The 13,190-nt window shown below is 68.8% G+C and carries 21 protein-coding genes; 7 read left to right on the forward strand and 14 right to left on the reverse strand.

All coding sequences use genetic code 11. The features are described 5' to 3' along the window. Positions 1–36: 36 nt before the first annotated feature. The 3 genes from RF644_RS17830 to RF644_RS17840 all read right to left on the reverse strand — a co-directional run bounded on the left by RF644_RS17830 (position 37) and on the right by RF644_RS17840 (position 1,313). Positions 37–393, reverse strand: a complete 357-nt coding sequence (locus RF644_RS17830) for a hypothetical protein (RefSeq protein ID WP_368797523.1) — start codon at positions 391–393, stop codon at positions 37–39. Positions 394–461: 68 nt separating this feature from the next. Continuing rightward, the gene (locus RF644_RS17835) at positions 462–836 is read right to left on the reverse strand and encodes a hypothetical protein (RefSeq protein WP_368797524.1); all 375 of its coding nucleotides are present in this window, start codon (positions 834–836) and stop codon (positions 462–464) included. 15 nt (positions 837–851) lie between these two features. After that, on the reverse strand, positions 852–1,313 hold the full coding sequence (locus RF644_RS17840; protein WP_368797525.1) for a hypothetical protein: 462 nt from the start codon (positions 1,311–1,313) through the stop codon (positions 852–854). 79 nt (positions 1,314–1,392) lie between these two features. On the opposite strand from RF644_RS17840, the gene RF644_RS17845 reads away from it, so the two are divergent. Further along, positions 1,393–2,031, forward strand: a complete 639-nt coding sequence (locus RF644_RS17845; protein ID WP_368797526.1) for a hypothetical protein — start codon at positions 1,393–1,395, stop codon at positions 2,029–2,031. A 4-nt stretch (positions 2,032–2,035) separates the two neighbouring features. Here RF644_RS17845 and RF644_RS17850 read toward each other — a convergent pair whose 3' ends face one another. The 4 genes from RF644_RS17850 to RF644_RS17865 all read right to left on the reverse strand — a co-directional run bounded on the left by RF644_RS17850 (position 2,036) and on the right by RF644_RS17865 (position 4,084). Further along, positions 2,036–2,368, reverse strand: coding sequence for a hypothetical protein (locus RF644_RS17850; protein WP_368797527.1), 333 nt, complete (start codon positions 2,366–2,368; stop codon positions 2,036–2,038). A gap of 258 nt (positions 2,369–2,626) precedes the next feature. Then, positions 2,627–2,935 (reverse strand): hypothetical protein, encoded by a 309-nt coding sequence (locus RF644_RS17855; RefSeq protein ID WP_368797528.1) that lies wholly within the window; start codon positions 2,933–2,935, stop codon positions 2,627–2,629. A 58-nt stretch (positions 2,936–2,993) separates the two neighbouring features. After that, complete coding sequence (locus tag RF644_RS17860; RefSeq protein WP_368797529.1) at positions 2,994–3,311, reverse strand: hypothetical protein; 318 nt, start codon at positions 3,309–3,311, stop codon at positions 2,994–2,996. Positions 3,312–3,391: 80 nt separating this feature from the next. Next, complete coding sequence (locus RF644_RS17865; RefSeq protein WP_368797530.1) at positions 3,392–4,084, reverse strand: hypothetical protein; 693 nt, start codon at positions 4,082–4,084, stop codon at positions 3,392–3,394. 2,287 nt (positions 4,085–6,371) lie between these two features. Between RF644_RS17865 and RF644_RS17870 the strand changes: the two genes are divergently transcribed. Together RF644_RS17870 and RF644_RS17875 are read left to right on the forward strand one after the other, a co-directional pair. Further along, positions 6,372–6,866, forward strand: a complete 495-nt coding sequence (locus RF644_RS17870; RefSeq protein ID WP_368797531.1) for a hypothetical protein — start codon at positions 6,372–6,374, stop codon at positions 6,864–6,866. Positions 6,867–6,903: 37 nt separating this feature from the next. Beyond that, a complete protein-coding gene (locus RF644_RS17875; RefSeq protein ID WP_368797532.1) occupies positions 6,904–7,320 on the forward strand; it encodes a DUF6578 domain-containing protein in 417 nt (138 codons plus the stop codon). A gap of 60 nt (positions 7,321–7,380) precedes the next feature. Here the strand turns inward: RF644_RS17875 and RF644_RS17880 are convergent, their stop codons facing one another. Next, positions 7,381–7,611 (reverse strand): hypothetical protein, encoded by a 231-nt coding sequence (locus RF644_RS17880; protein WP_368797533.1) that lies wholly within the window; start codon positions 7,609–7,611, stop codon positions 7,381–7,383. Continuing rightward, positions 7,608–8,168: a hypothetical protein gene (locus tag RF644_RS17885; protein ID WP_368797534.1), complete on the reverse strand. Its 561-nt coding sequence runs from the start codon at positions 8,166–8,168 to the stop codon at positions 7,608–7,610. Before RF644_RS17885 ends, RF644_RS17880 begins: the two co-directional genes overlap by 4 nt. A 118-nt stretch (positions 8,169–8,286) precedes the next feature. Between RF644_RS17885 and RF644_RS17890 the strand changes: the two genes are divergently transcribed. Together RF644_RS17890 and RF644_RS17895 are read left to right on the forward strand one after the other, a co-directional pair. Continuing rightward, positions 8,287–8,460, forward strand: a complete 174-nt coding sequence (locus tag RF644_RS17890; protein ID WP_368797535.1) for a hypothetical protein — start codon at positions 8,287–8,289, stop codon at positions 8,458–8,460. Between the two features lie 65 nt (positions 8,461–8,525). Then, positions 8,526–8,726, forward strand: a complete 201-nt coding sequence (locus RF644_RS17895; protein WP_368797536.1) for a hypothetical protein — start codon at positions 8,526–8,528, stop codon at positions 8,724–8,726. Here the strand turns inward: RF644_RS17895 and RF644_RS17900 are convergent. From RF644_RS17900 to RF644_RS17915, 4 genes are all read right to left on the reverse strand, one after another. Further along, positions 8,699–9,196, reverse strand: coding sequence for a hypothetical protein (locus tag RF644_RS17900; protein ID WP_368797537.1), 498 nt, complete (start codon positions 9,194–9,196; stop codon positions 8,699–8,701). The two genes, RF644_RS17895 and RF644_RS17900, sit on opposite strands and share 28 nt — an antisense overlap. A 4-nt stretch (positions 9,197–9,200) precedes the next feature. Next, positions 9,201–9,476 carry a PLD nuclease N-terminal domain-containing protein gene (locus RF644_RS17905; protein ID WP_368797538.1) on the reverse strand — a complete coding sequence of 92 codons (276 nt, stop codon included), beginning with the start codon at positions 9,474–9,476 and terminating at the stop codon, positions 9,201–9,203. 73 nt (positions 9,477–9,549) lie between these two features. Next, positions 9,550–9,705, reverse strand: a complete 156-nt coding sequence (locus RF644_RS17910; protein WP_368797539.1) for a hypothetical protein — start codon at positions 9,703–9,705, stop codon at positions 9,550–9,552. Between the two features lie 24 nt (positions 9,706–9,729). Next, complete coding sequence (locus RF644_RS17915; RefSeq protein ID WP_368797540.1) at positions 9,730–10,101, reverse strand: hypothetical protein; 372 nt, start codon at positions 10,099–10,101, stop codon at positions 9,730–9,732. A gap of 1,092 nt (positions 10,102–11,193) precedes the next feature. Here RF644_RS17915 and RF644_RS17920 point away from each other — a divergent pair. Both RF644_RS17920 and RF644_RS17925 read left to right on the forward strand, forming a co-directional pair. Further along, on the forward strand, positions 11,194–12,195 hold the full coding sequence (locus RF644_RS17920) for a RecB family exonuclease (protein WP_368797541.1): 1,002 nt from the start codon (positions 11,194–11,196) through the stop codon (positions 12,193–12,195). A gap of 20 nt (positions 12,196–12,215) precedes the next feature. Then, a complete protein-coding gene (locus tag RF644_RS17925) occupies positions 12,216–12,713 on the forward strand; it encodes a matrixin family metalloprotease (protein ID WP_368797542.1) in 498 nt (165 codons plus the stop codon). A gap of 55 nt (positions 12,714–12,768) precedes the next feature. Here the strand turns inward: RF644_RS17925 and RF644_RS17930 are convergent, their stop codons facing one another. Beyond that, complete coding sequence (locus RF644_RS17930) at positions 12,769–13,095, reverse strand: hypothetical protein (protein ID WP_368797543.1); 327 nt, start codon at positions 13,093–13,095, stop codon at positions 12,769–12,771. Positions 13,096–13,190 lie beyond the last annotated feature (95 nt).

Raw genomic sequence — 13,190 nt, forward strand, 5'->3', positions numbered from 1 at the left:
TCCGAACCCTCGGCGGGTCTCCTAGGCGGGCAGCGTTCAGGTCATGATGATCTCGCCGTCCTCGGCCACGACCTCGGCGATGGCCGGGGATCCGTAGCGGGCCGGGGAGACCAGGCGAATCGTCGCCCCGCCGCGGGCGGCGTAGTGCTCGGCGACAGCACCCAGCAGGACGTGCTTGGAGTCGGAGTAGAGCGGGGCGTCCGGCTCGAAGACCTGGAAGTCGTCGACGTGGATCGGCAGGGCCCGTAGAGCGTCGTCGATCTGAACGGCGGAGCCCGCCCCGGGGGTCAGGTCCAGATCGGCCTCGGACAGGGGCTGGGTGCCAAACTGGCCGGTCTGGGTGCGGGCGGTCTCGCGGGCGGCGGCCGCGGCGGAGGTGATGTTCTGAGTCATGCCTGGACTGTGTGCGGCCCCGCCTCCGTAGAACCGACAGACAGGGCCGCGAGCACGAGCCGGTCCGGCTACCAGCGCATCGGCCAGGCGCGCGGGGCGATGTCGTAGATGGAGATGTCGGTCGTGTTGCCGCGGCGGTACTCTCCGATCCAAGCCCGCCGGTACTCACCCTCCGGAGTGAGATGGACGGAGACCTCCTGGTCGCGGTGCTGCTTGGAGGTGAACTGAACCTCCAGCACCTCGGCCAGGGAGTTGACGCCCATCTGCTTCACGGGCCCGTGCAGGCGCTCGATCCGCCCCAGCGCCTCGTGCTGGGCCTCCTGCACGCCGTTGATTCCGATGCGGGCTGCCACCTCCGCACCGGCGGCGGTGTCGGGTCCGACGTTGGCTGCCAGGCGCTCACCGAGGTAGTCCTCCAGCTTCCCGTCGGTCGCGGCGTTCACCCGCTCCGACATTGTCTAGGGGTTCGGGTCGCCGCAGGTGAGGGTGGTGCGGTGCTCGATCGAGGTGCGGCCGCGCCACCCGCGCAGCTCGGCGCCGTCGGTGCCGGTGCGGTCGGTGAGCAGCTGCTGGATCTCCTCCGACCGGACAGCGACCCACTCCTTGGGGTCCTCGACTCCCGCCGGGGCGATCCGGGCGGCGGTGAGCTCGCGCTTCACCGACAGGTGGGTGGCACCGTCCTTCGACCGGGTCTCCACGCGGGCGACCCCGTCGGGGTACTCCGCGGAGTCATAGCGCACGGTGGTGGATCCGTCGTAGTCATATTGGGGTGCCGAACGCTGCACCGTGTAGACCGGGTCGGCGGCCGGGCCGGTGAGCTCGAGGTCGGCCTCGGCGGCCGGCTGGGTGCCGAACTTGCCGCCGGCGGTCCGGGCGGTCTCGCGGGCGGAAGCGGCCGCGTCACTGATCTGAGTCGTCATACCCGGACTGTGTGCGGCCCAGCGTGTCCAGAGGCGGTGAGCGCCGGCAGCGCCACGCGGTGCCGTACACATGGATCCCATGGACCACCCCACCCTGCACGACTACCTCACGACCCACCCGCTGCTCGACGGCCAGGGTGCAGGCACCCACGGCTACATCCACTTCCGCCACCTGTTCTGGGAGCACCTGGTCAACCGGGCCCGGGCCGTGGCCGAAGACCTGACGCCGCTGCGGATCTTCGAGGTCGGCGCCCGGCTGCAGGGTCACCTCGACGACGAACCGATGACCCACACGGAGTTCGAGGCGGTGCAGCAGCTGGCGACCGCCTTGGCCGCCGGCGACGGGTACTGGCAGCGGACCGTGCTCGAGCACCTGGGACTCGACCTGGACCCGGACGAAACCATCACCCCGTTCCACCGCTCGGTGCTGATCCACGTGTTCCGCACCGGCCGGTCCCCGGTGAAAGAGCTCTGGTACCACCCCGAGCGTGACGTCGTGGCTGAGCTGACCGCGCGCGGCTACATCGACGCCTCCGGGCGCGAGCTGTCGCTCACCGACGAGGGCCTGGCGGCCGCCGGGGTGCTGTGGCCGCGGTGCGTGCGCGTGGACCCGGGGACGACGTTCGCCTCCGGCTCCGACGCCTACGGGGTGATCCTCGGGGCGTTCGACGAGGAGGGAGCCCAGACCGTCGTGCGGCTGCTCGAAGTGCAGGCCTGAGTCGCTACCGGGTCTCCGGGGGCTCCTCGAGCGAGGACTCCGTCTCGGCGGCGGCCCGCTCTCCTTCTTGGCCCTGATCTTGCGGACCCCTGCCGGCCATGAACTCCCGGTGCTTGGCGACCTCGGCCTCGTTGTGCTGCTGGTCGGCCAGGGCGACGTCGCCGCGGCCACGGGAGATCAGATTCCACCCCAGCACCGCGAGCAGCACACCGGCGATCAAGACCGAGCCGCCCAACCAGAACGGGCCCACGGAGTGGAGCTCGAAAGAGTTGTAGACCGTGAGGACCCCCATGGTCCCCACCATGGTGCCGATCGTCTGCTTCGTCGTGCCCTTCATGCCTGCCATCCCCATCCGGTCGCCGTCTGGTGACAGCCCATCAGATGCGTGTGCGAAGGGGAACGCCGCTGTTTGGGGGCGGTACAGCGAAGGCCCGGACTCCGATCAGGGAGTCCGGGCCTTCACCACGTTCCGCCTCCCGGTGCCGGAGGCAGGTCTTCCATCATGCGGGTGATAGTGCTTCGGGGTGAGCACGGCAGCGGCTACGGAGGTGCCGCGCAGGCTCTGTCCGTTCCCGTCGGTGATCGTGGGGTACGCCTAGAAGCCGGGGGCGTGGCGGATCTCCACCATCCCGGCTACCGGGTCCCGAAAGGAGATCCGGGTGGTGGTGCCCTGGTCCTGGGCGTCCACGCGCACTGGACCGATTGCCCCGGCCGCGGCGGCGGCGACGATGGGCTCAGTGAGCTCGGAGTACGGGGCGAGCACCAGGACCTGGCCTGGGTTTGGAACCGGGGCCGGTTCCAGCTCGAGGTCGGCCTCGGACAGCGGCTGGGTGCCGAAGTGACCGGAAGTGGTGCGGGAGGCCTCGCGGGCGGAAGCGGCCGCGCCGCTGATCTGTGTCGTCATGACCGTGATGTGTGCGGCCCGCCGCTCCGGTGACCGGCTGCGGCGGGCTCAAGGCAGCTCAGAACTCCCAGGGCACCTCGACCTCCACGATCCCGTCGGCGACCTGGGCGACGGAGACGTCGCAGCGGAAGGTCCCCGGCACACCGGTCACCCCGTAGTACAGGCGGGTACGGGAGTCTGGGTGGCCGAACTGCTCGACCGCCAGAGGCGCGACGACGACGAAACGCTTACCGCGCACCATCACCGGCTCCCCGAGGTGACGAGAGGCGGCGCCGATCACCCGGCGGGCCGCCAGCAGCTGCTCCTTCTTCGGCAGCAAGCGGTCGACGCCGCGCAGCGGCGCGGCGGCCTCAGGGGCGAGGGTCTGCGAGTCCATGAACTCCATGTGTGCGGATCACTTCCAACACGGAACGCCCCGCCGGCCGCGTCGGGCAGGCGAGGCCTTCCGGTGCCGGCTCAGGCCGCTCGACGGAGAGCGGTGATCAGCGCGGAGGTGACCACCTCGGGGACCTTAGCGACCTCGCGGGTGTCGATCTCCACGCGGATCACCTTGTCCGGGAAGTGGGTGCCCTCCTGACCGATCCACAGCCACTGCCCGCCAGAGCGCACGACACAGCCGCCCGGTTCGGCGCCGGCGCGGACGGTGACGATCAGCGGGTTCGTCGTCATCGAGTGGTGCGTGGGGCGGGCGGTGCCCATGCGGTGGGCGAGCCACTTCTGGTGCGCCTTCGACTCCTTCGCCGTGGCGGCCCGGGCGGTGACGGCGATCCACTCACCCTCACCGATGACCGGTGCGATGGCCTTGGCGAAGTCGGCGTTCTCGGCGCCGTACTGCGTGTCGCGGGAGGTGGCCGCGGAGGCGAAGGTGGCGTGGCCGAGCACGGTCGCCTGGTCGATGTGGTCGGGCAGTTCGGTCGGCTCCGGCGCCGCACCGAGCGCGTTGGCGAGGGTGACGTGGGAGTTGTTCGGAACGGCCGTCTCGTCGAGGTGCAGGTAGTCGCTGATCGCGCCGTCCTGCTTCGTCACCAGCAGGGTGAACGTCGACTTGGCGGCGGCGGTGGAGGCGAACATGGTGGCGAGGTTGCCGAACTGGGCGGCGTTCGTCTCGGCCCCGGAAGCGCGGGTCAGGAGGAAGGTCTTGTGGCTCATACCCACCAACATGCGTCGAACACAGATCCGGAGATCACCCACAACCCTATAGCTCAGGTAGAGGGTCCAAGTGGGCGGAAAAGTCCGGATCTGTGCAGTTCGCCGCCGGGGGTGCCTCCCCCTATAACCACTCCATGGTGTCCAGAGCCCTTCCGTCGTGCACGTCGAACCGGTTCCTCGCAGGCCTCGGCTCCGTTTCGCGACACTCTCTGCTTCGCCTGACGGAAGACGCTTGCCTCTGGCCAGAACCCTTGCGTGGCCGGGGTCGCCGCTTCGCGGGAGGCTGGGTCGCCGTGCGGAGCACGCTCGCGTAGCGAGACGACTTCGTCGTGCGTCCCATTCTGGTGGTCGTGACGCCTTCGGCGTCGAGTGTGCGTGTCCAGCGACCGGTGGTTCGTGGTCGTTCACCCCCAGTGTGTACGGCGGGCACCGGCTGCGAACGCCGTCGACACGTTTCTTTGGAAACCGCACACATCGCGTGCACCGACACTGTCTCCCAGGCGTGGCCGCCACGTGTGCGAAGCCCGTCCAACCTCGTGCAGACTCCCAGGCCGGAGGCCGCTGACGAGTCGCGAACCACGACGCCTCCCGCTGCGCATCAGCGCGATGATCTGCGTGCGCCGGAGGCGCGGATCCTCGTGACGGCTTCGTGTCATCATGCGTGCGGATCGCGTGCGGAATCCTCTCTGCGCTACGCGCACCCGGTCACCTCGTCGACGACTCGCACCGCCCGCAATGCGCTACGCGCCCGCTGGTCGCCGCGTGCACGACGGTCACCTCGAGCAACGGCTACGCCGACCGTGGAGACTCCCACGAGACGCGAACCATGACGCCTCCCGCTACGCGGACACGCCCCGGAGCATCGTGCCGCGGCGCGCAGCGCCGATGCCTCCCGTGGCGTCCACCGCCCCGAGAACCGGACCGTCCCCCGTGACGCCGACCCCGTGCCGCGTAGCGCCCCGACCCCGTACCGGACACCGAGATGACCGACGCCACCACGATGCGCGTAGCGCCTGCACCCGAAGAAGAGCACCGGCTTTGAGAACCCGTCACGGCGCGCGTAGCGCCTACGAGTCAGCCACCGAGAAGACCGACGACAGGGGAGGCGCGTAGCGCCAGAGAGTCATCACGACATCGAAGCGGAGAAGGCCGAGGATCCACGCGAAGCAGCGAGCAATCCATCGCGGCGGCCAGCCCGGCGCCAGCCGGGCACGAGACGTCAACCGGGACGCCTCCCGCCCCGTCGCACGAGCCGGAGACCATGACGGCCAGGCGCGCAGCGCCAGCAGAGAATCCGCCATCCGAGCATGCACTCGGCCCGCGTCGGACCGGCGCCAGCCGGGCCCCGAGATGAAACCCGAAGCGCGTAGCGCTCCGGGCGACGAGCCGGACAACGTCACGCCACCACGGGCCGCGTAGCGCCCACGAACCGCCACCGGAACGCCATTGCTGCCGAGGAGCGCGTAGCGCAGATGGTCCGGCGCAGCCGGAGTTCGATCAGGGACCAGACCGGCGCCAGCCGGGCTGCGAGACGCGAACCGGGACGCCTCCCGAGACGCCACCACGGTGCGTCTGACGTGACGCCCCGGAGGGGCCGGGGCGCCAGCCCCGGGGTGAGCGCAGAGCATCGACATGGAGCCGGAGTCGGAGGTGGAGAGAGTCGGCCCGCGCGCCAGCGCCGGGGGAGCGCCATGCCGTCATCCGAGACGCCACGACGCAGGCGGCGGAGCCGCCAGGCAAGCACCTGCAGGACAAGCACTGCGTGCGGGGACGACTCGCCCACGAAGTGGGCCCGCCACGTCCGTCGGCGAGTCGGCGAGGACGCGCCAGCGGCCGCGCCGGCGACGCCGGCACGACCCCGTGGCGCGCCCCGCGACGTCGCCCGGAACGTGACTCGATCCGCCCCTCCCAGCCGACGAGTCAGAGCAGAGACAAGTACAGGGAGCAAAGAGTTGGAGGCCAGCAGAGACCCACGAGCGCGAGCGAGGAGGCGCGCCAGCGCCGAGTCGGGAAGCGCAAGCAGGGATGCCCTACGGGCTGTCCCACACCTCGTTCTTCCCTCTCACCAACCACGCCTTCATCGCGCCCCGCCCGCGCCCAACCCCCCTCCCCATCGACGTCACCACCCGTCCTCGACACCCGTCACACCTCCGCTACCGCGGCCGACCCGCACGACCTGACGGTCGCGCGCAGGAGAGCACTTCGTGCTCGAACACCGAAGGCAGGACACCTGCCCTACCGGGCGCCGGGGACTGTCCCCGGCCAGCAAGGTGAGCGACCATGAGGTATGACCGATCGCGCCGATGAGGAGGCACCGCATTTCGTCACGGTCCAGCCATTGCGGATCCAGGTTGCGATCGCCGTCGTGTTCTTCGCGTTGATGATGGTCGCGTTCATGCTCGTGCCGGAGGGCCCGTATCTCTTGACGAACGGACCGATCTTCTTCGTCGGCTTCACGGCATACTCGTTCGCCGTGCACCGATCGGTCGTCATCCGACTGGAAGAGCAGACCGTGGACATCCGGCAGGGCTGGCGCAAGATGCGGATTCCGTACGAGGACATCACCGAGGTGGCCGTCGGGCCGCGCACCGAGTGGTGGCGCATCGGCCGGCGCCAGCTGGACGACGGAGCCACCGGCTACCTGATGGGCGGGCCCAGCGTGCGCATCAGCACCGCGGAGACGTCGGTGGTGGTCTCGGCCGAGGAGTCCTACCGGGTGGCCGGGGCGATCCAGCGACAGTGCGAGCGCGTCGCCGAGGAACGGAGTGCAGGCGCTGGATGAGCCGCCACGCATCGAAGACCGCTGCTAGGTTCGCGTCATGATGATCGAGGTGGAGCTGCGCGAGTGGGAGCAGCAGTGCTGCGGGGATCCGTTCCGGACCGGCTCGGCGGTCACCTGGAAGCTGGTGGCCCGCGACCCGGGCGAGGACAGCGGCCGGCCGATGCCTGGGTACTGGGAGGAGCACCACGACCAGTCGCCCGAGCACGTGCCGCACCTGCCGGTCACCGGCATCGTGCGCTCAGCCCAGGCGCTGCACTACGCCTTCGACGAGGGCGCGAACCCCGGCGAGATGATCATCCGACCCGGCAGCGAAGTGGCCGTGGAGGTCGACGCCGTTCCGGGCGCCGGGACGCAGCTGCCGGGGTGCTCGCGGGAGCACCAAGTGCTGGCCTATCGGGTGCAGCTGGAGATAGCCGAGGATGCTGAGTTGCCGGCCTACATGCCCTGCGAGTAGGCCAGGGTCCAGTTCGGCCGGCGGCGTGCAGGGCGTACAGCTCCGGACGCTGGCTGAGGACTACTGCTCTCCGCTGAGTCGCTGGTCAAGGCGCTCCATGCGTTGGAGGTACTCGAGGTCGCTGGCCTGAAAGCGACGCCAGATGAGCACGGTGAGCACGAAGTTCATCAGCGTGCTCGCCACCGTGAACCACGACAGGTCCACGGTCACCGCGAGGATGACGGTGGTGACGAACAGGAGCCCACAAGCGATCGCGATGGCTCCGCTGACCGGAGCTCTTCCCTTGGTCACGGCGCCTCCTGGTTCAGGTCGTCAGCCGCGGGCTCGGCGGTGTGCAGGGAGCGCAAGTAGACCCAGGCGCGGCGGGCCCGGACGGCCTTGATTCCGGTGAAGATCACAGGGAAGCTCAGTGCACTCAGCCACGGGAAGCCTGGGGCGGCCAGTGCGCTGAGGACGATCGCCACGAGCATGGCGACACCGAACACCAGTCCTTCGAGGGTCTCGCAGGCGACGACACCAACCGCGGTCCGCACCTCGGGATGCTCCGGCAGGGATCCGGTCTTCGCGGCCGCCGCGAACGCCGGCTTCCATCGCGCGTCCCCGACTCGCTGGTCGATCCGGGGGCGCGGCGCCTGGGCGTAGCGGTCGGTGAGGAAGGCCAGGCCGAATAGCGCGAGCAGCGGCACTGGCCACCAGGGGGTGCGCGTGTCACCGTTCTCGTCCAGCACGAGTCGGATGACCAGCGGTAGCCCGATGATCACCACAGCCGCCACAGGAAGCGTGCGCACGAGGACCTGCCCGGCATTCGGTACGGGCACCTCGTCGATGCGCTGGGCAGTCTCGTCCATGGCTCTGACGCTACCGGCGGGCGCCGATGCTCCGCGCGGGCCACAAGAGGGGAGGGACAGGGCTGGCGCGCGCGTGCCAGGATGCGAGCACCGGGGACTGTGGGGGAGGGGGAGCGACGTGCCGAAGCGGATCGAGTGGCTGATCATCGTGCTGGCCGCGGTCATACTGCTGGGCCGCAACGTGTTCCTGCTCCGAGGCAGCTGGGGTGGCTGGGTGATGGTGGCAGGATCGGTGCTGCTCGTGGTGATGATGGCACAGGTCATCCGCCAGCGGCGACGGGGAAGTCAGTGAGCGCGGAGGGTCCGCGGCACCGGGCTCCGCAGTCCGCCCAGGTACGGCGGGCCGAACGGCAGGGAATGGTTGCGCTGATCTCGCTGCCCTTCCTGCTGGCGTTCCTGATCTGGTTCGCCGTGCGCACGGACAACGTGCTACTGGGGATCGGGCTGGCCATCGGTTCGGTCATCGGGACGCAGTGGCGCGACAAGAGGAAGGCACGGAAGCAGGCGCGGCAGGATGCCCGAGCCGCGGACTACGACGCGATGCCCGAGTCCCGATAGCGGTGCAGGCCCGCGCCCAGCAGCACCAGTAGGGCGGCAGGTGCCGCGTGCATCACGGCCAGCGGCAGAAGCGGCGTCACTATCTGCGCCACCACCTCTAGCGGCAGTTCCAGCGCGTATCCCCACAACCCCATCATGGAGCCGTAGACGTGGTTCACAATGGCCACCCCAGCTGCCACCACCGCCCAGAGGATGACCACTTGGCGGGTGGGGGCCCAGCGGTAGCCGTCAATCACTGCCCAGACGCCGGCGGGTAGGAAGACGAGGACCGTGGCGAGGAGCCCGGTCGCGAGCTGCGGATTCGCGGTGAACCAGTCACTGCGCAGCATCACCTCGAAGCTCACCTGGATGACGAGGACGATCAACGCCACGCGCCCCAGCGCGCGCGGCACCCAGGTGCGTCGACGTGTGCGAGTCGGGGCGGGCGCATCGGCAGAGGCGCTCGTGTGTCCGTTCCGTTCGGCTGCCATGGCCTCACCCTTCCTGGTGCTCGAGTGCGTGCCGCCGGCCGACGGCAAACCACAGGATCGGCCCTACTACCGGGGCCGCCAGGATGACCAGCAGCCACAGCAGTCGCTGGGCCGGGGTGTAGTGCCGGTCGCGGGACAGGGAGATGATCGCGAGGGCGACCAGGGCAATCAGCGTCCCGCCGAGCAGCAGCGTGGTGAAGTCCCAGGACGTGGGGACGATCGGGTTGGCGCCGGCGGCACGGTGCAGGACTCCGGCGTCGATCGTCGCTTTGAAGGTCATCGTCGCGAGGTCCATCCCTCCACGGTAGGGGAGCGGGTAGCGCGTACGGCCGAGCAACTGGCCGGTGGCGTGTTCAGCGCGGCAGGTGGCGTTCGAGCCACAGGTCGCACCACAGCTTGAGCTGCAGCTCGTCCCAGTCGCGGAAGTTCACGGTGAGGGCGGCAGGTCCGTAGCGGTGGACCGACACGACGCCGGCGCGATCGGCGAGCTCGCGCATCAGATGCTCCATCAGGCCTGGGTGCTCAACGATGTCCTAGCGCAGTCCGACGTCGAAGCAGTCGACCTCGGCGACCACCGTCACCATCGGTCCCGCGAGGTCTGCGGACTCGGCGACTTCACCGTTCAGCGCGTTGATGGTGCGGCGGGCGTGGGCAAGGAACTCTGTCCCGGACATCCGGGGCAGGCCGTGGGGGGACCGGTAGGCGCCGTAAAACGGGAAGGCCAGCAGGAAGACCTGGTAGTGGTCAGTGGTGATCATCGGGCGGTTGAGCAGTGGGTGACTGGCGATTTGATGCTCCCCGACGACCCAGGGCGCTGCCTGCACCGCAGCGCGCATGAGCTGGCCGAGGTAGGAGGCGCAGCCGTCCAGCAAGTGGTTGGTCTCGACCGGTGGGTGCGGGTCCAAGAGCCGGCCGTGCCGAGCCCAGGACGGCCAGGTGGCTCGGGCCGGATCGCTTCTGAGTGAGTCCGGGGACATACGACACACGGAACTCCGCTTCCCGGGTGCTGATCCACCCCCATAGCAAGGAGACGGAGTAGACCGAGCCGTCGAGTATCTCCTCGGGGTCCCGGCCGCGATCAGTGTGCGCTGCGCGTCCGGACCATTCGGGCTGCGCGTGGGTGCTGGAGCGGGCATGGAACACCAAATTCGAGCCGCGGGGGTGGGGTTCGGACGACCCCATCATGTTGTCGGCGACGTCGATGAGGAGCGTTCGCGACGATTCGGGACGGTTCGCGCGGTCAGATGACGTCGCGAACGAGGAAGCGCGATGGGGGAGAGGCGTGTCTCTGAAACGACGGAAAACGGGTCTGACCTGGGTAATCACAGGTCATGTGCTATCGTGAAGCTTCAGAGCCTTCGGCCCTTGCTCCGCTCCGCTACATCTTCAGCTTCACGATAGCACATGTCACCAAATCGGTGGGAGCATCTTCCTTCGATTAGGTCGCTGCTCGGCGGCGTGGACACAGCGATCCTAATCGGGGTGTCAAGCCCGAGTCAAACACCTGTGTGATGAGGACCGCCGTGCACCACCGTGGACCACGTTGAGGACCACGGATTTTGTCTGTTTCCGCAGGTCAAATGTATATTTTGACCATTTTCGAGTGCCGGTGGACACTGAGGACCTCCCGAGAGCACCCCCATATAGGGAGGGGTTGTTTGTATGGAAGTCCACCCCCTACAACTCAGCCCTCACGTATAGGGGGTCTCATGCATGGTCCTCTGGTCCTCACTGTGCCCCATATACTCTCTTTCTCCTTAAGAAGAGAGATAACCTTATAGGGCCTCACCTGGGGAGATACCGGAATCCGGCCCCTTATGGTCAAAATGACCCTAAGTGCGTCCCGCTGTGCCCCACCCCCTCCCCGGTGGTCCTCACTGGTCCTCACCCTCACCAAGATCCCCGGAAACACGCGGTTTTTGGCTGGTCCTCACCACTGATCACACTTTCGCCCGACCGCCCCGGCCGCCGGCGCGTGCATCCACACAGTCAGTGGCATGGGAAAGAACACGACCGCCGCGACCGACGCCACCGACACCGAGAGCGGTGAGCCCGGCACCGCCGTGGGCCTGCTCGAAGGCAAGGGCCACTGGAAGGGCAAGCGCCTCCAGATCACCGAGCCCGAGACCGTGGAGAAGCTGCGCCGCAAGTCGCTCTCGCCCTCCACCTCCAAGATCTTCACCAAGGACTGCCCCACCCGCTGGGCGGTCGAGAAGCTCACCGGGGAGGAGGAGGAGAACCCATACGCGGCGACCTTCACCGGCACCTGCGTCCACGCCGTGCTCGAGGCCATCACCGTCGCCCCGCCGGCCAAGCGCACCCCGGCGTTCTTCGACCGGCTCGTGCTGGAGATGTCCGACGTGCTCTTCCCGCTGGAGGCCGACGCGACCGACGACGAGGTCGCCTCCCAGCAGATGACGAAGTCCCGCTGGGTCACCGAGAGGGCCGAAGCCGGCCGGGGCTACTTCGCCATGGAGGACGTCACCTCCATCGTCATCGCCGACCTCGACATGCCGGACCTGCCCACCCGCAAGCCCACCGACGCCACCACCCTGCAAGGTGCGGCCGTGGCTGTGGCCGAGCGCCACCGCGACGCCTTCCTCGCCGAGGCCGGCTTCACCCACATCCCCGGCATCGAGCTCGACTGCTCCGGGGTCGTCCTGGGCGATCATCTCGTCGACGGCAAGCTCGTCGGCGGAGTCCCCTCCGGCGGGTTCGTCGACCGCGTCACCCAGATCGGCACCGCCCCCGACGGGACGCCGCGGCTGTTGGTCGAGGACTACAAGTCCGGAAAGCTCCCGCGCAAGGGCGACGAGACCGTCCACGACCAGCTGCGCATCTACGTGCTGATGATCGAGAAGCTCACCGGCATCCGCCCGGTCGCCGCCCGGCTGATATACACCCGCTTCGGGGAGTTCATAGACGTCGACGTCTCCGACGAAGCGCTCGACGAGGCGCTGGAGCGCCACGAGTACGCCTGGGCCGCGCACAACAAGTAGATGGGCAAGGCGGGCGCGGGGTGGCCAACCTGGCGACCAAGGCCTCCGCGCTGTGCGACTGGTGCCCGGCGGTGCTGTCCTGCCTGGCCGCCGACAAGGGCCCCTCGCCGAAGGTCACCGACGGTCGGTTCCTCTCGATCGAGGAGCTGGGTGTCTACGACGAGGAGGTGCTCGCCGCCCGCGCCGAGGAGGACGCACCGGACACCCATGAAGTGCATGTCGGCCCTGGTGTCGCCGCGTCGATCATCCGCCAAGCCCCGGACGGGCAGCGCGTCATCGTCTCCGGCCACGTCATGCTCGACACCCCGGACCTGCTGCAGGTCGCGATGCGCCCGCAGGGGCTGTCCCAGGTGAAGGCGACGATCATGCACGAGATCGCCCACGTCGCCGGGCTCACCCATGTGGAAGACCCAAGCCAGCTGATGCATGCCACCTCGACGGAGGCCACCGAGTTCGCCGCCGGCGACCGGGCCGGGCTCGCCAAGCTCGGGGCGGGGGAGTGCCACCCCGAGCTGTGACGTCAGATCGTGCAACCGCGTCCGGTATCGGCGGGCTTGCGGCTTCGCTCCCCGATCAGTAGCGGTGGTCCAGGTGAGGCATCCAGCCTTCGGTCTGCTCGAGGTGGTCCACGACCTTCTGATTGAAGCGCGCGGTCACGGTGACGATGGCTTCCGCAGGACCGGTCTCATCGTTGAACTTGGGACCGTGCTGCACGTGCTGGACGATCGGCTGGTCGGTGTTGTCCGGGCCGAGGATGTAGGGGAACAGGCGATCACCGGCGCGCGGGGGGAAGGCGAAGCGCACGGACTTGGCCGCGATCATGCCGTGGTGGGTCTTGGACGTCGGGTTCTCCGGGTCGTCGTAGAAGTTGACGTGCAGGATGACGTGGATCTCGCTCATGTAGTGGGCCCCCAGGGGTCTCGTGGTGCAGGTCGGATCGTGCTCGCCTCGCAGGCCCGGTCGCCCGGATCCGCTCGGCATCTCCAGCGTATCGA

The organism is Kocuria sp. CPCC 205258 (assembly GCF_040981005.1).
Lineage (GTDB): Bacteria > Actinomycetota > Actinomycetes > Actinomycetales > Micrococcaceae > Kocuria > Kocuria rosea.